At 69.9% G+C, this 20135-nt stretch carries 18 protein-coding genes and 3 pseudogenes; 11 read left to right on the plus strand and 10 right to left on the minus strand.

Features of this window, described 5'->3' with window-relative positions; translation table 11 throughout:
• Positions 1–128 (plus strand): annotated as a pseudogene (locus AAHF99_RS23535) (IS481 family transposase); the annotation flags it as partial.
• 37 nt (positions 129–165) lie between these two features.
• On the opposite strand, the pseudogene AAHF99_RS23540 reads toward AAHF99_RS23535, so the two are convergent.
• Positions 166–672: pseudogene (locus tag AAHF99_RS23540) on the minus strand (helix-turn-helix domain-containing protein); the annotation flags it as partial.
• 67 nt (positions 673–739) lie between these two features.
• On the opposite strand from AAHF99_RS23540, the gene AAHF99_RS23545 reads away from it, so the two are divergent.
• The 3 genes from AAHF99_RS23545 (at position 740) to AAHF99_RS23555 (ending at position 1530) form a co-directional block, all read left to right on the plus strand.
• Complete coding sequence (locus AAHF99_RS23545; RefSeq protein WP_342166832.1) at positions 740–940, plus strand: hypothetical protein; 201 nt, start codon at positions 740–742, stop codon at positions 938–940.
• Positions 913–1176: a hypothetical protein gene (locus tag AAHF99_RS23550; protein WP_342166833.1), complete on the plus strand. Its 264-nt coding sequence runs from the start codon at positions 913–915 to the stop codon at positions 1174–1176. The genes AAHF99_RS23545 and AAHF99_RS23550 overlap by 28 nt, the downstream gene beginning before the upstream one ends.
• A gap of 93 nt (positions 1177–1269) precedes the next feature.
• Positions 1270–1530 carry a hypothetical protein gene (locus AAHF99_RS23555; protein WP_342166834.1) on the plus strand — a complete coding sequence of 87 codons (261 nt, stop codon included), beginning with the start codon at positions 1270–1272 and terminating at the stop codon, positions 1528–1530.
• A gap of 256 nt (positions 1531–1786) precedes the next feature.
• On the opposite strand, the gene AAHF99_RS23560 is transcribed toward AAHF99_RS23555, so the two are convergent.
• A complete protein-coding gene (locus tag AAHF99_RS23560) occupies positions 1787–1930 on the minus strand; it encodes a hypothetical protein (RefSeq protein WP_342166835.1) in 144 nt (47 codons plus the stop codon).
• Between the two features lie 23 nt (positions 1931–1953).
• Here AAHF99_RS23560 and AAHF99_RS23565 point away from each other — a divergent pair.
• Positions 1954–2445 (plus strand): annotated as a pseudogene (locus tag AAHF99_RS23565) (aspartate/glutamate racemase family protein); the annotation flags it as partial.
• Positions 2446–2746: 301 nt separating this feature from the next.
• On the opposite strand, the gene AAHF99_RS23570 reads toward AAHF99_RS23565, so the two are convergent.
• The 8 genes from AAHF99_RS23570 to AAHF99_RS23605 form a co-directional block, all read right to left on the minus strand.
• A complete protein-coding gene (locus AAHF99_RS23570) occupies positions 2747–3820 on the minus strand; it encodes an alpha/beta fold hydrolase (protein WP_342166836.1) in 1074 nt (357 codons plus the stop codon).
• A gap of 44 nt (positions 3821–3864) precedes the next feature.
• A complete protein-coding gene (locus AAHF99_RS23575; RefSeq protein WP_412759937.1) occupies positions 3865–4458 on the minus strand; it encodes a c-type cytochrome in 594 nt (197 codons plus the stop codon).
• Entirely contained in the window at positions 4455–5717 is a 1263-nt protein-coding gene (locus AAHF99_RS23580; protein WP_342166837.1) for a PQQ-dependent sugar dehydrogenase, read from the minus strand. Before AAHF99_RS23580 ends, AAHF99_RS23575 begins: the two co-directional genes overlap by 4 nt.
• Positions 5718–5851: 134 nt before the next feature.
• Entirely contained in the window at positions 5852–7309 is a 1458-nt protein-coding gene (locus AAHF99_RS23585; RefSeq protein ID WP_342166838.1) for an MmgE/PrpD family protein, read from the minus strand.
• Between the two features lie 14 nt (positions 7310–7323).
• The gene (locus AAHF99_RS23590) at positions 7324–8253 is read right to left on the minus strand and encodes an amidohydrolase family protein (protein ID WP_342166839.1); all 930 of its coding nucleotides are present in this window, start codon (positions 8251–8253) and stop codon (positions 7324–7326) included.
• Between the two features lie 23 nt (positions 8254–8276).
• A complete protein-coding gene (locus AAHF99_RS23595; RefSeq protein WP_342166840.1) occupies positions 8277–9518 on the minus strand; it encodes a CaiB/BaiF CoA transferase family protein in 1242 nt (413 codons plus the stop codon).
• A complete protein-coding gene (locus tag AAHF99_RS23600; protein ID WP_342166841.1) occupies positions 9515–10372 on the minus strand; it encodes an HpcH/HpaI aldolase/citrate lyase family protein in 858 nt (285 codons plus the stop codon). Before AAHF99_RS23600 ends, AAHF99_RS23595 begins: the two co-directional genes overlap by 4 nt.
• Before the next feature lie 18 nt (positions 10373–10390).
• Positions 10391–11755 (minus strand): 2-hydroxycarboxylate transporter family protein, encoded by a 1365-nt coding sequence (locus tag AAHF99_RS23605; RefSeq protein WP_342166842.1) that lies wholly within the window; start codon positions 11753–11755, stop codon positions 10391–10393.
• A 132-nt stretch (positions 11756–11887) separates the two neighbouring features.
• Between AAHF99_RS23605 and AAHF99_RS23610 the strand changes: the two genes are divergently transcribed.
• The 6 genes from AAHF99_RS23610 (at position 11888) to AAHF99_RS23635 (ending at position 20130) form a co-directional block, all read left to right on the plus strand.
• On the plus strand, positions 11888–12781 hold the full coding sequence (locus tag AAHF99_RS23610; RefSeq protein WP_243956444.1) for a LysR family transcriptional regulator: 894 nt from the start codon (positions 11888–11890) through the stop codon (positions 12779–12781).
• A 108-nt stretch (positions 12782–12889) separates the two neighbouring features.
• Positions 12890–13663 carry a YfdX family protein gene (locus AAHF99_RS23615; protein ID WP_342166843.1) on the plus strand — a complete coding sequence of 258 codons (774 nt, stop codon included), beginning with the start codon at positions 12890–12892 and terminating at the stop codon, positions 13661–13663.
• A gap of 347 nt (positions 13664–14010) precedes the next feature.
• Positions 14011–15702 carry a methyl-accepting chemotaxis protein gene (locus AAHF99_RS23620; RefSeq protein ID WP_342166884.1) on the plus strand — a complete coding sequence of 564 codons (1692 nt, stop codon included), beginning with the start codon at positions 14011–14013 and terminating at the stop codon, positions 15700–15702.
• 79 nt (positions 15703–15781) lie between these two features.
• Positions 15782–17899: a helicase-related protein gene (locus AAHF99_RS23625; RefSeq protein ID WP_342166844.1), complete on the plus strand. Its 2118-nt coding sequence runs from the start codon at positions 15782–15784 to the stop codon at positions 17897–17899.
• A gap of 56 nt (positions 17900–17955) precedes the next feature.
• Positions 17956–19038, plus strand: coding sequence for a molybdopterin-dependent oxidoreductase (locus AAHF99_RS23630; protein WP_342166845.1), 1083 nt, complete (start codon positions 17956–17958; stop codon positions 19036–19038).
• Positions 19039–19143: 105 nt separating this feature from the next.
• Positions 19144–20130, plus strand: coding sequence for an SPFH domain-containing protein (locus AAHF99_RS23635; RefSeq protein ID WP_342166846.1), 987 nt, complete (start codon positions 19144–19146; stop codon positions 20128–20130).
• Positions 20131–20135: the final 5 nt, after the last annotated feature.

Consider the following 20135-nt stretch of genomic DNA (forward strand, 5'->3'; position numbering starts at 1 on the left):
ACTTTGGCCGCCGCCTCAAGATCCTGCGTGGCCTCACGCCCTACGAGGCTATCTGCAAAGCATGGTCCGCCGAGCCCGAACGCTTCAGGTCAAACCCGCTCCACCAAATGCCGGGACCAAACACCTAGTTGCCGGGAGAACGCGAACGGTCAAGCTTGTATCAATGTGGGCGGGCGGGGCCATATAGAGGCCGACGGCATCCTCGACTTTGGCGGCGAAGGCGGGGCCGCGCGAGCGCTTGAACGTGCGTAGCCGATGCGGCTGGAGGCGGTGGGCGTCCCAGATCCGCGGCACGGCCTGCAACGAGATCCTGACCGCGCGGGCCACGGCCCGGCCGGTCCAGTGGGTGACCTCGCCCGGCGGCTCCGAGCAGGTCAGCGCCAAGACCTCGGCCGCCGTCTCGGTCGAATGGGGTGGTGTCCCGGGCGGACGCGTCTTATCGCGCAGCAGACCTTCGACGCCCGCCTCGGCGTAGCGCAGCTGCCAGCGCCACACGGCCGGGCGGCTGACACCTGCCCGCCGGGCGACGTCCTGGACGCTCAAGCGCTCGGCCGAGAGCAGGACGATGCCGGCGCGCTGGGTGTGCTTGAGCGGACGAGAGCGGTCGCTGGCGATCGCAGCCAGCCGTGCCGCGTCGCTCGCATCGATGAGTACGCATACCGTCTGAGTCATGGCCCAGACTCGCACGCCTCACCGCCCGCGTGAATCCTCCGTTCGCGTCACTGCACTAGCCGGGCTGATGAACAAGGAGGCATTCCTCGCTTGGGGCTGGCGCCTGCCGCTCCTCGCCAGCGTCGTGCTCCTGGCGGTGGGGTTCGTTATCCGGCTCGGTGCCGCAGAATCGATGGCGTTCCAGGCCGCGCAGGCGGCCGATCGGGAAGCGCTCGCCCGGGCGGCGCCGATCCCAGAGATATGCGCACGCAGCGCTGCCCGCTGCTGATGGCGATCGCCGCCAACACCTTCGACATCGCCTCGGTGTATCTCTATCAGGTGTTCCTGATCACCTACGCCGTGCAGTACCTGCATATCGAGCACGCGGTGATCCTCGACGCCTTGCTGATTACCGCCGGGGTGCAGTTCATCGTCCACCCGGTGGCCGCGCGCGCGGCCAAGCGGCTCGGCGACGAGAGCCGCTTCCTTCAGCTCTCGCTGCTTTGGTGCATCGTCGCACCCTAACCGCTGTTCCTACTGCTAGAGACGCGCTCGTTCGCCGCGATCACGCTGGGCCTGTGCCTGATCCAGCTCGGTATCGCGAGCTTCTACGCGGTGGTGGCCGGCTACGTCGCCGGCGCATTCCCGACCCGGGTGCGCTACACCGCCATCTCGATCGGCTACCAGTTCAGCGGCGCGGTGGCGGGGGGCCTGACGCCGATCGTTGGCACGGAGCTGGCGGAAGCCTCGGGTGGGGCGTGGCTGCCGATCGCGCTGTTGAGCACGGCGCTCGCGAGCATCAAGCTGTTGGGCATCACGCTGCTACGGCCGCATGTCCGAGCGCTGCGTCGCTGGGGTGAGGATGGAGCGACGAACTGATCGCGGCTTAGTGCACCCTGCTTCGCCTCGACGCTTCACCCGTACCCCAGGAACACTATCGTAATCGTAGGAGGTACATCGTGCGCCAATTGTAGACACCGATAGCAAACCAAGGAGGAGCCGGTCCATCTTGGACCCAACTTGGTCGAATAGTTCCCTACCGGCGCTTCTCCGAAGTGGCCGTTCGTCAACCATTCGGTTTCTAACTAAGCACGCGTGCAATCCGATCCATTGCGGACACGGGTCCTTCTGAGGACTAAGGTTTCTGGTGATCGATGATCGATTTGCCTTCGGCGTGGTTGGCGGCCTCGGCGCGCTGGCGGGTGCAGACTCGCTTCAGCACCTCATTCGCGCAACTGCCGTCGATCCCGAACGCTATGCCGTCGCCTTTGAGCGACATAGCTTCCCCAGAGACCGCAACGCGCCGATACCGACTACGATCCCACTGGTCGCAAGCTGCACGCCTTTTCGCTGATCCGTCGCCTGGAAATGCGGGGCATCGACGTGATCCTGCTTCCGTGCTTCATCAGCCAGACCTTCCTCGATGAGATCGCTCCCAACATCAGCACGCCTATCTTCGGTTTAATCGAAGCCTTGCGGGCGAAGCTGACGGCCGACCATCCCATGGTCCAGCGCGTCGGTGTTCTGACCTCGGACTATGTGCGGGGCAAAGGTCTGTTCGACCAAGCCTTTCAAAGCAGTCACATAGTTGTCTGTCCAGACGCTGAGGCACAACGCGATCTGATGCAAGCGGTCTACGCGGTGGGTGGCATCAAGGCTGTGGCGGCCAGCCATCCAGCCACCCTCAATACTCCTTGTCGTCTATGCTCAAGCCGCTGGTTTGCGCTTGCGCGCATCACACGAGTGATGCACAAAGTGACCAGCGACGAATTAAGGAGCGGCCTAACCCGCTGATCTGATTGATATAGTGTCGACGTAAGCCCAATCCGCCCCTGGGCACCACTCCTCGGCTAAGCCGCTGTTTTAACTCATCAATTTGATCTTATCCCCACGGGAAACTCCTTGCATGGGTTTCCGATGAGAAGTTCGGCTGTTCTTACGGACGCCCGGCATCCATCGCGGCGGCAACGCTCATCGCCTCTACACCGCCCGGCGGATTTCCGCGGGCCGGAATTTCAAGTCTAGCTTGCGATGATCAGGATGTCCGCGACCAGGGGGCAATCCCGTGAGGAGGGCTCGCTCGCGACGGGCAGAGCTACATCGCGAGCTTCGGTGCGGTCTGGAGAAGCGCCCTGAGCTGCTCCTTGTAGAATTTCGCGAAGGCCGTGGTGCCGTGACCCGTGGTCTCGGGGCTGGCCGGTATCAGGTACAGGCGCCCGTTCTTCAACCGCTTCATGTCGCGCTCCATGATCCCGGTTTCGGGTGGATTGCGTTCGTCATCGGCCGAGTTGATCGCCAGCACAGCAGCCTTGATCGTCTCCAGCCCCGGCGAGGGATTGTAGCCCCGGGACGATTCCCATTGGTAGATGTAGTCGTTGGCGTCGGCATTGAGCGGCGCCGCGAGACGCGCCGTCACGAGCGCATCGGCCGCGTCACCCGTCGGGGCCTTGTTCTGTAAGGCCAGCGTTCCCCCGCTGGTGGCGAGGGCGAAGAAGACGTTGGCGACCCGCAACGACGGCGGCTGCGTGGTGTACTCGCCGTTGGCATAGGCCGGGTCGCGCCGGATGGACTCGACCAGTAGCCTGCGCAGCATCCAGTTGCGGCTCGCCATCTCGCTCGGCTGGGCCGCCATGGGGACGAGGATGTCCGTGTAGTCGGGGTGCGTCGCGCCCAAGATCCAGGCATGCATGCCGCCCATCGAATTGCCGATGATCAGGCGGACGTGTTCGAGGCCGAGATGCTGCTTCAGCAGCCGGTACTGTGCCTCGGCCATGTCGTCGTAATTGTATTTCGGAAAGCGCGTCTTGAGCCTGTCCGACGGCTTGGACGACTTCCCGTGGCCGATCGCGTCCGGGATGATGATGTAATACTTCGCGGCATCGAGCGGTTGTCCGGGGCCGAACAACTCACCGGCAAAGCCGTCCGTCAGCATGCTGGCCGTCGAGCCCGTGGTGCCGTGCAGGACCACGACGGGCTCGCCCTTCGGATCGCCGATGGTGACGTAGTGCAGATGCAGTTCCGGCAGGACTTCGCCCGTGTGGAACGTGAAGTCCTTGACCGTCCAATCGCCCTCCTTGGGCGCGGGATACTCGGCCGCCTGAGCCGCCGACGCCGCCCAGGACAATGCCAGTCCCACGGCGGCCGCCCGCAGCAGAGTCAACGCGCGCATGTGACCTCCCTCGATGCTGCGACCGGTCTCACTCCGGCGTCCCGTCAAAGCCGCGCGATGTAGGCGGCGAGATCGCGGATCTCGTCGTCCTTGAGCTCCTGGGCGACCTCGTTCATCGCCGGGTCGTAACCCGGCCGCGCGTTGGATTTGTAGGCGGCCAGGGCCTTGGCGAGATACTCCTCCCGCTGGGCGCGGATCCGCGGGATCGCGTCGTGGCCCGCGAGGTCGGCCCCGTGGCAGGACGTGCACTGGTGCTTGCCGATGATCGCCTGGGCGCGCGCCTTGAGCGCGTCGTCCGGCGCGGCGCCGGACCACGTTGGCGCGGGCAGGGTCGCGACGGCCTCCGCATAGGCCTTAAGGTCGTCGTCGGAGAACCCGGCGGCGATGTCGTTCATCGGCGCCGCCTCCCGCTGCTTCTCCCGGAACTGGAAAAGCTGCGTGACGACGTAATCCGCCGGCTGCGCCCCGAGCGAGGGCACCCCCTCGGTCGCGGAGGTTCCCGCGCCGTGGCAGGCGACGCAGGCCGTCAGCCGCTCCGGCACCGGGGCCTCGGCGGCCGAGGCCGCGAGGGCCGCCCCGGTCATGCCGACGGCGGTGAGGAAGGCCAGCGCCCCGAACAGACCCCGAGGGTCGTTCATTTGGCGTAGCTCACGCGGTAGATCGCGCCGTTGTAGTCGTCCGAGACGAGGAGGGAGCCGTCTTTGGCGACCAGGACGTCGACGGGCCGCCCGACATACTTGTTGTCCTGCAGGAAGCCGGTCAGGAACGGCTCGGTCGAGGCGACCTTGCCGTCCGGGCCGGGCTTGGCGACCAGCACATCACCGCCGAGCTTGGTGGTGCGGTTCCAGGAGCCGTGCTGCGCGACGAAGATCGCGTCCTTGTAGGCGTCCGGGAACTGCGTGCCGGTGTAGAACCGCATGCCGAGGGAGGCCGTGTGCGGCCCGAGCAGCGCGGCGGGCGCGGTGAACTCGCTGCAGGAATGGCCCCAGCCGTATTCGGGGTCGGTGAACGTCCCCTGGTGGCAGAACGGATAGCCGAAATGCTGCTTGCCGGGATCGGTCACGACGTTGAGTTCGTCGTTGGGGATGTCCTCCGACACCCAGTCGCGTCCGTTGTCCGTGAACCACAGCTGCTTCGTCTTCGGGTTCCAGTCGAAGCCGACGGTGTTGCGCACGCCCCGGGCGATCACCTCGACGTTCTTGCCGTCGAGGTCCATCCGCCGGATCTGCGCATGGGTCTCGGGCGGGAGCTGGATGTTGCCCGGCGCGCCGACCGGCACGTAGAGCTTGTCGTCGGGCCCGATGGCGATGAACTTCCAGCCATGCGCCTCGTCCTTCGGCAGGTCGTCGTAGACGAGTTGAGGCGTCTGGCCACCGTCGAGATGCTTGAGGATTTGGTCGTATCGCCAGATCTTGGACAGTTCCGCGACGTAGAGGGCGCCGTCATGGAAGGCGACGCCGTTCGGGCGGTGAAGTCCGGAGGCGATAGTCTTGACTGCGTGCGTGCCGTCCGCCCCGGCCTCTGGGAGGACCGCGTAGACCTTGCCGACCGTGCGGGTGCCGACGAACACGGTGCCGTCCGGCGCCTGGGCCAGGGAACGCGCATTGGCGAGCCCGCTGGCATAGACCTCGATCTTGAAGCCGTCCGGCACCTTCAGCCGGTCGAGGGGCAGTTTCGCGGCGGCCGTGGCGATCGGCGGCCCGGCGACCGGGGCGAGCTTCGCCGCGCCGGTTCCCTCCGGGCGCCCGTAGAGCGCCGAGCCCTTGTCCACCTGCACGTTGGCCGGCAGGGCGGCGGTCGCCTTGGTTTCCTGGGCCATGCCCGGCAGCGGCCCGAGGGCGGCCAGACCGAGGCAGGCGACCGCGACGGCCAGGCCGCGAGACGGGTTCGGCGTCATGTTCACTCCCGAGCGAGACGAGGCGGCCGGTTGCTCCGGCCTGCATCGGATTTCATAGGTCCCGTAGCCCGGCGCTGACGAGGCGACAACGGCGTGCCGGGGCGACAGGCGGTCCCCATCGTCATCGTCGGGGCTTACGACAGGGCCGAAAGCAGGCCGGTGAGGTCGGGCCGTTCGTCGATCGCCCAAAAGGCGTCGAGGACTTGGCGAACCCTGTCCGCGTCGAGTCGCCGGCCCGCATTCATGCGGAACTTGCGCGCGACGTCGTCGCGGGTCATCGGCCGGGCCACGAAGCCGGGGACATCATCGACCTGCCGGACGAGGACGCGACCATCCGTCAGCGTCGCGGTCAGACGGTTCGGCACCGCCGTCGGCTGCATGGCCGTCAGGGCGGCATCCTCCGCGACGGTGATCCGGTCGATCAGGGCCAGCAGGGCGGGATCGCGGAGCTTGTCGGGGGCGTAGCTGTCGTTGGTGATGGCGCCGTCGAGCATCGCCCGTGCCGTGATGTAGGGCAGGCTGTGGTCGGCCGTGTCCTTCGTCGTGGGGCGCCATTTCTCGCGGTCGCGGCCGGCGGTGACGTAGCCGAGATGCGTCGTATCGATGCGCAGGCTGCGGATGGCCGCGACGCCCCCCGCCTCCGCGGCGAGGGCGATGCCCGCCGGGATCGCCGTGAGGCAGTAGACCTGCGCCGGGTAGGGCTTGATCCCGCATCGTGCGATGCGGAAGGGGCGCCCCCGGCCGCCGAACGCCCCGACATCGACGGTGAACGGGCCCGAGACCTGTTGGAAGAACCCGGCGCGGCCCTCGAAGATCGGCGCCGGGCCCGTGAGGCCGGCGCGGGCGAGGCGCGCCGCGAACACGCCCGCGCGGGTGGCCTCGGCATCGGCCACGCCCTTCCAGTCCGACAGCGTCTGCACGCGGGTCTGGTTCATGGCGATGTGGCCGTTGATCGCGAGGTTGACGGCCTGGGTCAGCGCTTCCGGCGGGAGCCGCATCAGCTTGCCGGCCGCCAGCGCCGAGGCGGGCAGGCTGTAGACCGGGTGGTCCCAGCCCCGCCCCGTCACCTCGGCCGCGTCGAGCAGGCGGCAATCGATCTCGTAGGCGAGGGCGATCGCCGTGATCAGGTCGCGGCCGCTGGCCCCTTCGGCCTCGGCCACGGCGAGGCAGGCGGCGATGCTGTCGCTGGGGTGGCCGGGCTCGCGACCGACATAGACGTCGTTGAAATCCTCGTAGCGGATGGCGACGCCGTTCGCGAAGGCGGCCAAGTCCGGGCTGGTCCGCCGGTCGGTGCCCAGCACGGTCGCGGAGCCCGCCCCGTCGCCGAGCGCGATCTCGCGGCAGATCCGCACCGGCCCGGCATCGAGGGCGGCGAGCCCGCATCCCAGGGCGTCGATGAGATGGACCTTCACCGTCTCGACGCCGGCCGGGTCGAGATCCTCGAACCGCAGGGCATGGGCGTAGGCCGCGAGCCGGTCGGCGAGGGGAGCCTCCGCGCCGGGGGCGGCCCTGGCCGTTCCGGCGGCGAGCGCCGCCCCCGCGCCCAGCCATGCGGCGACCTGACGGCGGGAGGGCGTGATCGGGTTCCGCATCGGCCGCTCTCCCCTCAGGCGAAGCCGTAAAGCTTGGCCGGATTGTCGACGAGGATTTTGTCCCGCACCGCCTCGCTGCCGGCCCACTCGGAGAGCAGATCGAACAGCACCGCGTCGTCGGGCTTGTGTTTCTCGGTGACGTGCGGCCAGTCGCTGCCCCAGACGAGGCGTTCGGGGGCGAGCCGCACGAAAGCCTGGGCGGTGCGTGTCGCGTCCGGGTAGCCGGGCGGGCCGGCCTTGGTGTTCAGGTAGGCGCCCGCGAGCTTCACCCAGGCCTTCCCCTTGTCAACCAGGCCGGCGATGGTCGTGAAGGCGGGGTCGTCGGGGCCCTTGGCCGGGTCGAGGCGGCCCATATGGTCGAACACGATAGGGCAGGGCAGCCGGTTCAGAAGCGCCGCGTTCTCCCGGATCTGGTCCCCCGACATGTGCAGCTGCACGTGCCAGCCGAGATCGGCGATGCGCTTGGCCAGCGGCTCGATCGTCGCGATGGGGGCCACCGTATCGTTCGGATTCCAGACGCTGAACCGCAGGCCGCGCACGTAACCGGCATCGAGGCGCTTCAACTCGGCGTCGGCGACGTCCGGGCGCAGGACGGCGATGCCGCGCCCGTTGCCGCCGAAGCGCGCCAGGGCGTCGAGGAGGCAGGCCGGATCGGTCCCGTGGTTCTTCGGCTGGACCGGCACGGCGCGGGTCGTGCCGAGCCGCGCCTGGAGCAGGCGGTAATCGTCGAAGGTCATGCCGGGGGGCTTCGGCGTATCCGGCGGCGGAAAGCGCGCGTCGATGATGTGGAAATGGGAATCGCAGGCAAGGGCCGGCGCGGGATGGCGCGGCCGCTCGGTCCCGGCGGAGTTCGGGACGGGCGCGTCGGCGGCCAGCGCCCCGTCGGCGACGGCCCATCCGGCCATGGCGGCGGCGACGAAACCGCGGCGTGTCAGCGTGGGCATGCCCATTCTCCCTGTCGTTGTCGTCAGCGGGTTTCGCCGCCGCGGACGACGCCCGCCTCGACCAAAGCGTCGAAGGCCGCGTCGGTGATGCCGACCCCGCTCAGCACCTCCCGGTTGTGTTGTCCGAGGCGGGGCGCGGGCGTGCGGATCGAGCCCGGGCGGTCGTGCAGGCGCGGCACGACGGCATGCATGGGCAGAAGCCCCATCTCCGGGTCGGGATAGTCGGCGACGAGTTCGCGCGCGATCACATGCGGATCGGCGACGAGCCTCGCCGCATCGTTGATCGGGCCGATCGTGACCTCGGCCGCCTCGAAGAAGGCGACGTTCTCGGCCTGCGTCCGCTGCCCGATGAAGGCGCCGATGATGGCGTCGAGTTCGTCCACGTGTCGCAGCCGGTCGGCATTGGTGCGGAAGCGCGGGTCGTCCACGAGGTCGGGACGCCCGATTGCCCGGAACAGGCGCTCGGCCATCTTCTGGATGGAGCCCGACAGCCCGACATACAGCCCGTCGCTGCAGCGGTAGGCGTTGCGCGGGGCCGAGTTCGTCGAGCGCGAGCCGGTGCGCGGCTTCACCCGGCCGGTGAGCCGGTGATGCGCCGCCTGCGGGCTGAGGATGGCGAAGAGCGGGTCGAGGAGGGGCAGGTCGATCACCTGGCCCTTGCCCCCGTTCACCTCCACCTCGCGCAGGGCGATCATCGCGGCCGAGGCCCCGGTGAGGCCGGCGACGCCGTCCGCGAGGTACATCGGCGGCAGTACCGGCTCGCGGTCGGCGAAGCCGTTCATGGCCGCGAAGCCCGAGAAGCCTTCGATCACCGTGCCGAAGCCGGGCCGCTGCGCGTAGGGCCCGTCCTGCCCCCAGCCGGAGATGCGGATGATCGTGAGCCCGGGGTTGAGGGCGTGCAGGGCCTCGGGCGACAGGCCCATCGACTCCAGGACGCCCGGCCGGAAGCTCTCCACCAGCATGTGGCAGGAGGGCACCAGGGCGCGCAGCACCTCGACGGCGCGCGGGTCGCGCAGCGACAGGCACAGGCTCTTCTTGTTGCGGGCGTAGATCTTCCAATGGGTCTCGACGCCTTCGGTCTTCCAGGCGCGGAGGGTGTCGCCCTCGGGGGGCTCCACCTTGATGACCTCGGCGCCGAAATCGCCGAGCATCTGCGTGAGCACGTTGCCCGCGAAGAGACGGGAGAGGTCGAGGATGCGCACCCCGTCGAGGATGCCCTTGGCCTCGGGCCGGTAATCGCGCCTGTGCAGGTCGGGCGGGGTCATCGGGCTTGCGTCCCGGCATGGAGGTCGGACAGCGCCACGACGGCGCGAGCGCGGGCGAGGAAGGGCGGATCGATCATCCGCCCGTCCACGAGGATCGCGCCCAGGCCCCGTGTCTCGGCCTCGGCGGCGGCCGCGAGGATGCGGCGCGACCATTCCACCTCGTCGGGGCGCGGCAGGAAGGCGGCGTTGGCGATGCCGACCTGGGAGGGGTGGATGCAGGTCTTACCCGCGAAGCCGTGCCGCCGGGCGGCCTCGCATTCGGCGCGGAACGCCTCCGGCTCCTTCACCGCCGCGAAGGCCCCGTCATAGGCCGGCACCCCGGCCTCGGCGGCGGCGAGACGCACGGCCACGCGGATCTGCGCGAGGGCGGGGGCGTCGTCCCGGTCGATGCCGCAGGGCTCCAGCAGGTCGGCGTAGCCGATCTGCAGCCCGGCGACGCGGGGATGCGCGCAGGCGAGGTCCGCCGCCCGGCGCAGCGAACGGGGGGTCTCGATGTTGACGAGGAGGCGGATGCGGCCCTCCGGATCCAGGCGGTCGAGACGCGCGGCCGCATCCGTGATCGCGGCCGGCTCCTCGACCATCGGCAGGTTGACGAGGTCGGTGCGCGGCAGGGCCACCGCCTCCAGATCGGCCGCGAAATGCGCCGTGCCGGGGGCGTTGACCCGCACCACGACGATCTGGCCCGAACCGGCCGGGGCCTCCCGCAGATAGGCCGCGAGAGCCTCCCGCGCCTCGCCCTTGCGGGCTTCCGGCACGGCATCCTCGAGGTCGAAGGAGAGGGCGTCGGCGGGGCCGGCGGCGGCCTTCGCGAACAGGTCGGGCCGGGAGGCCGGGACGAACAGTTTCGAGCGCATCAGCACGGCGCGCCTCCGTCAGACGATTCGGAAATGGGCCATGGCGACGATCGCGGCGGTGACGGTGAGCGCCCCGCCGATCCGGGTCGCGACCTGGGCGAAGGGCATCAGCTCCATCCGCTCGGCGGCGGTGAGGATCATGACGTCGCCGGTGCCGCCGAGGCCGCTGTGGCAGGCGTTCACGATGGCGGTCTCGATCGGGTACATCGCGAGCCAGCGTCCGACGACGTAGCCGGTGCCGGTGAGGGCGAGGACGGTCGCCACGATGGTGACGAGGTTGGCCGGGTGGAACGCCGCGACCAGTTCGTGCCAGGGGGTCAGCGCCACCGCCGTGCTGAACAGAAGCGGGTAGGTCACCGCCACCACGAAGAAGCGGAACACCACGCGGGCGCCTTCTTCGAGCGGGGCCGGCACCGCGCGCAGCAGTTTCACGATCACGACGAGGAACAGCATCGCCACGGGGGCGGGCAGGCCGACGAGGGCGTGGATCAGCGTGCCGAAGACGTAGATGGCGATGCCCGTGATGCCGCCGGCCGCGACGGTGGCGACATCGATCCCGGAGGTGTCCCGGTGGACGGCGCCGGAATCGGCCTCCGCCTCTCCAGGCGCGACGGGTTGGAGCCGGCCGTTGCCGGTGAGGTCGGGGCGGCGCTTGCCCAGGGTGTTGAGGGCGCCGCAGCAGATGATGGCGACGAGGTTCCCGAAGAAGACCAGCGGCAGGATCTGGCCCAGCATCCCGCCGTGATCGACCCCGAGCGCCTCCGCATAGCCGACCGAGAGCGGGATCGCGCCCTCGCCGACGCCCCCGGCCATGACCGGGACCACGACGTAGAGGATCGACCGCCAGAAGCCGATGCCCACGAGCCAGCCGACGCTTCCGCCGACGAGGAGGCCGGCGAGGGAACCGAGCGCGAGGGGCACGAAGATCTTGGCGAAACCCTGGATCAGCACCCGGCGGTCCATGCTCAGGATCGAGCCGACCACGACGGCGGTGATGAACAGGTAGATGAAGTTCGTTGACTTCGTGAAGGTCGTCACCGCCTGCACGAGCGGGGCCGGCAGCAGCTGATGGGCGACGAGGAACGAAGGCAGGAAGATCGTCACCAGGGACGACCCGCCGACCGCCCGCAGCAGCGGGATGCGCCGGCCGATCTCGGCGCAGGTGAAGCCGCCCGCGACGATGACGGCGATCATCACCGTCACCTCACCCGAAAACTTTCCCCTGACGGCGAAGGCGGCGATCAGCGCGAGGAGGAGGAGATAGACCGGCAGCGGGATGATGCCGACCCGCGCCGCCATGGCCCGCGCCCAGACGGAGGTCGGCGCCGGCGCCGGACGGGTCGAGGTCGCGACCGCCGACCCGGCGGCGGCATGCGCGCTCATCGTTTCCTCCGCATCGCCCCGTTTCGAGCCGGGGTCGAGTCGTATCGGGCGGGTTATGGCCCTGCGCTCCTTGTCCCGCGCCGGGATCATCGAGTAAAATGAATTGATCTCATCAATTCATGATCTTTCAACATGAAACTCCCCGTGGACGGCGTGCAGGCCTTCGTGTTGATCGCGGAACTCGGCAGCTACCGCCGGGCGGCGGAGAGCCTGGGGCTGACCCAGACGGCGCTGACGCGGCGGATCCAGAAGCTCGAAGCCTTCCTCGGTGCGGTGCTGCTCGACCGCACGACGCGGACTGTGCGCTTGAGCCCGGTGGGCCGCGAGTTCCTGCCGCTGGCGACGCGGCTCATCGGCGATTTCACCCATGGGGTCGAACGCCTGCGCACGACCTCGCGGCTCGGCATCGGCGACGTGACGGTGGCGACCGTCCAATCGATCGCTTTCCGCCGGATGCCGGCGGTCCTGCAGGCCTATGCGCGCGATCACCCGCAGAACCGGGTCCAGATCCTCGAACGCTCCGGGGCCCTGGTCACCGAAGCCGTGCGCAAGGGGGAGGCGGATTTCGGGATCCACATCCAGCAGGAGGCGGATCCCGATCTCGTCGAGGATCGGCTGGTGCGGGATCCGTTCGTGCTGATCTGCCACCCCGGCCATGCCCTGGCCGGGCGGCGCGAGGTCCGGTGGACCGACCTGTCCGGCACGGATCTCGTGACCCTCGGCGGCGCCAGCGGTAACCGGCCCCGCGTCGAGGCGCAGCTACGGGCCGTGGGCCTGCCCCCGCGGGGCCGGTTCGTGGTCGAGAGCACGCCGACCGCCCTGGCGTTGGTCTCGGCGGGCATCGGCGCCGCGATCCTCCCGGCGGCGCTGAAGGGCGCCGCGCCGCGCGACGACCTCATCGAGATACTGCTGACCGAGCCCGTGATCCACCGCACGATCAGCCTCGTGCGCCGCCGCAACACGTCGCTGACGCCCGCCGCCGCCCTGTTCTACGACGCACTCAAAAGTGAGATTAAGGTTTTTTAACCAGGCGGACATCCGACCAATAGGGAGGAAGTCTATGATCTGAACACGGGATGAAAGCAGCCGCGCAAGTCATCGGCGCTTGTTCCCCGTTCGGATGGAGCTAGAAAGATGGCCTATCGTAAATCCATGGCTGCGGCGCTTGTGCTGACCACCATCCTCGGTGGGACGGCCTATGCCGCCGAGCAGGCGGCTCAGCCGAATGCCGCGCAGACCAACGTGGTCGACAAGGATGTCGGCAAATTGTCGAAGGACGGGGCGCAAGGCTTCCGCGATCTACAACTCACGCGGCTGGCCATCTTCGAGGCGAACCCCGCCCAGGCGAAGGACCTGATCGCCAAGGCGCAGGCCGCCTTCGCCAAGGCGAAGACCGACGACGCCCGGTTCACCAAGGCCGAGGCCGATCTCAGGACGCAAGCCGACCTCGGCGGCCACAAGGGAACGGCACAGGCCGCGACGACCGACGCCAAGCCGGCCTCCAAGGAGCCGATGGCGTGGGTGCCCGTCGATGCGCAGCTGACGTTGGGCGACGACTTCGTGGCCACGCCCGAGAAGGCCTCCGCCGTGACGGAGGCGAACAAGAACCTCGCCCAGGGCGATCAGAAGGGCGCGCTCGAGAAGCTCAAGCTGGCCCATGTCGACGTCAACTTCACGATGGCCGTCCTGCCCCTCGACAAGACCATCTCCAATGTCGACCAGGCCGCCACGCTGATCGGCCAGGGCAAGTATTACGAGGCGAACGCGGTCCTGAAGACGGCTCAGGACGCGGTGCGCTTCGACGTGATCGACGCCATCGCCCTGCCGCAGGCCGCCCATGCCGCCACGGCCAAGTCGGCCCCGGCGCAGGCGACCGGGTCCACCGGCAGCGTCAAGACGACCAAGTAAACGGCATCCGGTCCGGCCGGCGCAGGACGGTCTGCGCCGGCCCCGTCGTCCCAGACGTACGTGCCGGCATTCATGTGCGACAAAACGGCAATACGGTACTTGGTCGAATAGGGCTCTCCGCCCCGATTCCGAATCACCTTTATTTGACGGGCAAGCCCTACTGCTACAGTCAGAAACAATCGTTTTATTAAGCGAGCGGCACGACGATAGCGTTGCTTGGACGAGCGGCGACTGTCTCATGCGTCGTGCGATCCATGTCCCCCCATTCTGCCCGTGCGGCCGCGTCGACGCCTGCCCACCGGCAGGGGGCGTGCGTCCATCCGGGCTCGATCTTCCGGGATGGAATGATGCGCTTCGCCCTCACCGTGAAATCCTCGCTCTTTGCCGCCTTCGGTCTGCTCACGCTGTTCTGCGTCGGGCAGGGCGTCCTTTCGATCACGCGCCTGGCCGGCATCCGGGCCAACGTTAACGAGGTCGCCACGAATTGGCTTCCCTCGGTGATCGCCGTCACCAATCTCCGTGCGGCCGCCGCAGAGGTGCGCATCAAGGAGTTGCGCGTCCTGGCGCTGGCGGACGCCTTGCAGAGCCGCACCGACAACGTGCGACAGATGGACGAGGTGAATGCGGCGCTGGACAAGGCGCGCCGGGCCTATGAGCCGCTGATCTCCTCCGCCGAGGAGCGCGCCCTGTACGAGGCGTTTTCGATCGAATGGGGTCGCTACGACATGATCGGCCGCGACGCCATGAAGCTGGCGGAGGCCGGGCGGCTGACCGACGGGGCCCGGTTGATGGCGGATCCGGCCAACATCGATCTCTACAATGCGGTCCGCAGCACCCTCGGCAAGGCCATCGAGCTGAATGAGCGCGGGGCGCATCGGGACGCCGACGGCGCCATCGGCGCCACCGACGCGGCGAGCACGACGGCCTATATCGCCGTCGCCCTCAGCCTGCTCACCGCGCTGGGCGCCGCCCTCTTCGTGCTGGTCCGCGTGTCCCGCCCGATCCAGGCGATGACGACGTCCATGACCGTGCTGGCCGGCGGCGACACGCAGGCCGAGGTGCCCCACCGTGCGCGCCGGGACGAGGTGGGCGCGATGGCGTCGGCCGTCCAGGTGTTCAAGGACAACCTGATCCGCACGCGGCAGCTCGAAGCCGACACCGCGCAGGCCCGGCTCGCAGCCGAGGAGCAGCGCAAGGCCGGCATGCGGCAGATGGCCGACGGCTTCGAGGCGGCGGTGGGCGGGATCATCGGCATGGTGTCGTCCTCGGCCACCGAGCTGCAGGCCACGGCCGGCACCATGAGCGGCACCGCCGCCGAGACCGCCGCGCAGTCGACGGCCGTCGCGGCCGCCGCCGAGGAGGCCGGCAGCAACGTCGCCACGGTCGCGGCGGCCGCCGAGGAACTGGGCTCGTCGGTCCAGGAGATCGGGCGGCAGGTGGACGGGTCCGCCAGCATCGCGCGGGAGGCGGTGATCGCGGCCGACCAGACGGGGGCTCTGGTGCAGGACCTGAGCGCCGCCGTGGAGCGCATCGGCGACGTGGTGGGGCTGATCTCCTCCATCGCCGGCCAGACGAACCTGCTCGCCCTAAACGCGACCATCGAGGCGGCGCGGGCCGGCGAGGCCGGCAAGGGCTTCGCCGTGGTGGCCGCCGAGGTGAAGGAACTCGCGAGCCAGACGGCGCGGGCGACGCAGGAGATCGCCGCGCAGATCAGCCGGATCCAGGGCTCGACGGGCCAGGCGGTGGCGGCCATCGGCGGCATCACCCAGCGGATCCGCGACATCAGCGCCACGGCGACCTCGATCGCGGCGGCGGTGGAGCAGCAGGGCGCGGCGACGCAGGAGATCGTCCGGAACGTGTCTCAGGCGGCGGCCGGGACGGGGGAGGTCACGGGCAACATCACCGGCGTCGCGCAGGCGGCCGAGGAGACGGGGGCCGCCGCCACGCAGGTGCTCGGCGCGGCCTCGGAACTCTCCCGGCAGTCCGAGCACCTGACGGCCGAAGTCGCCCGCTTCCTGGCGACCGTGCGCGCGGCCTAGCCGTTCGCGAGGCTCGTCGCCGACACCCTCAGCGCGCGCCGCCGCTTGATCTGCGGCCGCGCGACCGGAAAGGTGGGGCATGGCTCGCAAGCGCACCCACCTGACGACCGACATCCTGGCCGATGTCCTGCATCGGCTCGGCATCGGAGCCGCCGCCATCGACCGGGAGGCGTTGCGCCTCCGCATGGCGCTGCCGGAGTATGACGGCTTCGTCGAGGACGACGCGGTCGCCGCCGCCCTGCGTGACGGCGAGGCGCGACGCGCCTTCGCCGAGACAGGCGTCGCACTCCTCCGCTCCGCGCTCCCGGCGCTGCGGGCCGAACCGGGCCGCGACGGCGACCTCGTCTGGCGGCTTCGGGTGAGCCTCCCGCTGCTGGACGACGGCCGGCTCGATCTCCGCATCGACGTTCCGCCGGGCGAGGCGGCGACGGAGATCCTGGAGGAGATGGCGCTGGGCGACGATCCGGCCCGCCACCTCGACGGCCTGCGCGCGGCGCTCGCCGGGACGGCCGCGGACCTCACGGCCTCGTTGCGCTCGACAATCGCCCGGCTGCGCGTCCAGATCAGCGAGGACCTGCACGAGACCGGGGCGGACGCGCCGACTTACATCGCCCACCTCGACCGGTCGCTCCGCTCGCGCATCTTCACGCCGGCGCCGAACCTCGCTCGCACCATCGGCGACACGCTCAAGACCGTCCGCACCCGGGCGAAGGTGGTGGCGCGGGAGGAATCCGGCCGGCGGCGCCTGCGCGACCGGGTCGGGTTCGGCGGCTACATCGACAAGTTCGTGCCCGCCCGCCGGCTGAACCGGCGGATCGTCTTCCACATGGGGCCGACCAATTCCGGCAAGACCTACGCGGCGCTCCAGGCCCTGGCGCAGGCGCAAACCGGCACCTACCTCGCCCCGCTGCGGCTGCTCGCGCTGGAGAATTACGAGGCGCTGCTGGAACGGGGGCTGCGCGCCGGCATGGTCACGGGCGAGGAGATCCTGGGCGAGCCCGACCCCAGCCACACCGCGCGCACCATCGAGACGGCGGACCTGCGCCGCCCGGTCGATGTGGCGGTGATCGACGAGATCCAGATGCTGTCCGATCCCGATCGCGGCTGGGCCTGGACCAACGCCTTGTTCGGCATCCCGGCGAAGACCGTCATCGTCTGCGGCTCGGACGATGCCCTGTCGCATGTCCGCCGCGCGGCGGAGGCGGCCGGGGAATCCCTCGACGTCGTGACCTTCGCGCGCAAGACGCCGCTGGTGGCGCTGGACACGCCCGTCCCCCTCGAATCCGTGCAACCGGGCGACGCCGTCGTCGCCTTCTCGCGCCGGGCCGTGCACGAGATCCGCGAGACCCTGGTGGCGGAGGGGCGAAGCGTCTCCACGATCTACGGCGCCCTGTCGCCGGAGGTGCGCCGCGCCGAGGCGCGACGGTTCCGCGACGGCGAGGCCGAGGTGCTGGTCACGACCGACGCCATCGGCATGGGCCTCAACCTCGGGCCGCTCAAGCGCGTGATCTTCTCGGCGGTCACGAAATGGGACGGGACGGCGACGCGCCCCCTCACCAACCCGGAAATCCGCCAGATCGCCGGCCGGGCCGGACGCTTCGGCCATCAGGACGAGGGCCACGTCTCGGCCACAGACGATACGAGCCTCGGGCCGATCCGCGACGCCCTGGCCGGCGCCCCGACGGCGCCTGCCGCCGACACCCGGTTCTATGTCCGGCCGGATCTGATCGCGATCGAGGCGGCGGCCCTGGAACTCGGCACCGCCTCCCTCGCCGAGGTGCTGACCCACTTCGCCCGCGCGACCTTCTACGACGGCTCGCCGTTCCAGCCCTCCGCGATGGAGGAGGCGCTGGAGGCCGCCCGCGCGGTGGACAAGGCCGGGCTCCCGATCCGCGAGGCCTTCGCCTTCGCCGTCGCCCCGATCGACCGCCGCGACGCGGTGTCCACGGGCGTGCTCGACCGCTGGGTCCAGGCCCGCGCGGCCGGCGCGTTCGTCCCCGCCTTGCGGGCCAGCGTCGACGGCGACCTCGGCGACCTGGAGCGCACGGTCAAACTCGCCGCCGCCTATCTGTGGCTGGCGCGCCGCTTCCCCGACACGTTCGACGAGGGCGAGGCGACGAAGGCCCTGCGCAGCCGCGCCAACGCCGCCATCGAGGCGCAGCTTCGGAAAACCGCATCGGGCAAAGTCGCCGCATAGGCCATGGGTCGGTCTCGCGCGTTCACCGCCGTGTCCTCACCCGAACGGGAGCCGCGATGTCGAGCCTTGCCGAGCGAAAGGCCCGCCTGATCGTCCACGGCGACCGGCCCTACAACGCCGAACCGCCCCTCGGCCGGTTGCGGGCCGCCTACCGGACCCCGGCGGCGGATTTCTATGTCCGCTCGCACGGCGATCTCCCGGATCTCGACGCGGAGAGCTGGCGCCTCACCGTCGCGGGCGGAGCCGGGGCCGCGCGGGACTTCTCCCTGCACGACCTGCGGACGGGCTTCCCGGAGGAAACGGTCACGGCGACGATGCAATGCGCCGGCAATCGCCGCGCCGACATGCGCGCGGTGGCCCCGGTCTCCGGCGATCCGTGGGATGCCGGCGCCATCGGGACGGCCGCTTGGACGGGGGTGCGCCTCGGCGACGTCCTGCGCGCCCTGGGCGTCGCGGAGGGCGCGGATCGCCATGTGGCCTTCGAGAGCCACGACAGGGTGGAGGGGCATGCCTACGGGGTCTCGATCCCCCTCGCCAAGGCGATGGCCCCCGAGACCCTGCTCGCCTACGCCATGAACGGGGCCCCCCTGCTGCCCGAGCACGGCTTTCCCGTCCGTGCGGTGGTGCCGGGCTATGCCGGCGTCCGCAGCCCGAAATGGCTCCGGCGCCTCGCCGTGCAGGACCACCCGTCCGACAACCCGATCCAGGCCGGCGATTACAAGCTCTACCCGCCGGACGTGACCGCCGAGACGGCGGACCCGGCCCTGGGCCACACCATCGAGACGATGCCTCTGAACGCCGCGATCTGCGAGCCGCCGCGCGGCGCCATTCTGAGGGCCGGGACGAACCGCATCCGCGGCTACGCGGTGAGCGGGGACCGGGCCATCGTGCGGGTCGATGTCTCCGGGGACGGCGGCCGGTCCTGGATGCAGGCCGCGCTGGAGCACGAAACCGGCGCACCGTTCGCCTGGACGTTCTGGGCGGTGGATCTCGATCTGCCGCCGGGCGAGCACGACCTCGCCGTCCGCGCCTGGGATGCCGCCGGGCAGACGCAGCCGGCGCTGCCGGACGACACCTGGAACCACAAGGGCTACCTCTGCGCCTGCTGGCATCGGGTGCGGGTGAGCGTCGCCGCATAATTCCTCGGCCGGCGGATCGAGGCGCGATCAATTCCGGCTTCCATTATGCTCATTATGAGTATAAGTTGGCACATGTCCGGTCCGGTCGGTTCTGAGGAGACCATCATGGCCACGTTGCGCAATGTCGGTGTGATCGCCCAGCTCCGCAGCGAGGCGAGCAGCCACGTCATCCGCTTCCGCAACGGCCGCATCCGGCAGAGCGGGCGGGGGCTGGTCTTCTGGTTCAGGCCGGAGACCGCCAGCATCAGCGAAGTGCCGGTGGACGACCGCGAGATGACCTTGTTCGTCCGCGGCCGCAGCCGGGATTTCCAGACCGTGGTGGTCCAGGGGACGGTCGGCTGGCACGTCGTCGATCCGGAATTGCTGGCGAGCCGGGTCGACTTCTCCATCGACCTGCGCACCGGGCGCCTGCAGGGCGAGCCCATCGAGCGGATCGAGGCCCGTCTCGGCGGCATCGCCGGTCAGGCGGCGCTGCACTATCTCGGCGCCAGCCCGATCGGCGCCCTCCTCGATGCGGGGCCGGAGCCCCTGCGCGCCGTGCTGGAACGGGCCCTCTTCGCCGCTCCGGCGCTGGCCGAGATCGGCATCGCCGTCGTGTCGGTGCGGCTCACCAACCTCGCGCCGAGCAGCGAGCTGGAACGCGCCCTGCAGACGCCGACCTTCGAGGCCCTGCAGCAGAAGGCCGACGAGGCGACCTTCGCGCGGCGTGCGCTCGCGGTGGAGAAGGAACGCGCCATCGCGGAGAACGAGCTCGCGACGAAGACCGAACTGGCCCGGCGGGAGACGGTGCTGATCGCCCAGGAGGCCGAGAACGCCCGCGACCGCGCCGCCGGCGTCGCGCAGGCACGGGGCCTGGAGGCGGCGGCGGAGGCCGAGCGCATCCGGCTCGTCGAGGGCGCCCGCGTCGAGACGGAGCAGCGCCGCGCCGCAATCTACCGGGACATGCCGCCCGCCATCCTGCTCGGGCTGGCGGCGCAGGAACTCGCCGGCAAGCTGGAGACGATCGAGCACGTCAACGTCACGCCCGACCTGCTGGCAGCGGTTCTCGGCGAGGTCCGGGGCGCTCTCCCGTCGCGGATCGCACCGCGCTGAGGAGG

It is taken from the genome of Methylobacterium litchii, assembly GCF_038442315.1.
Classification (GTDB): domain Bacteria; phylum Pseudomonadota; class Alphaproteobacteria; order Rhizobiales; family Beijerinckiaceae; genus Methylobacterium; species Methylobacterium litchii.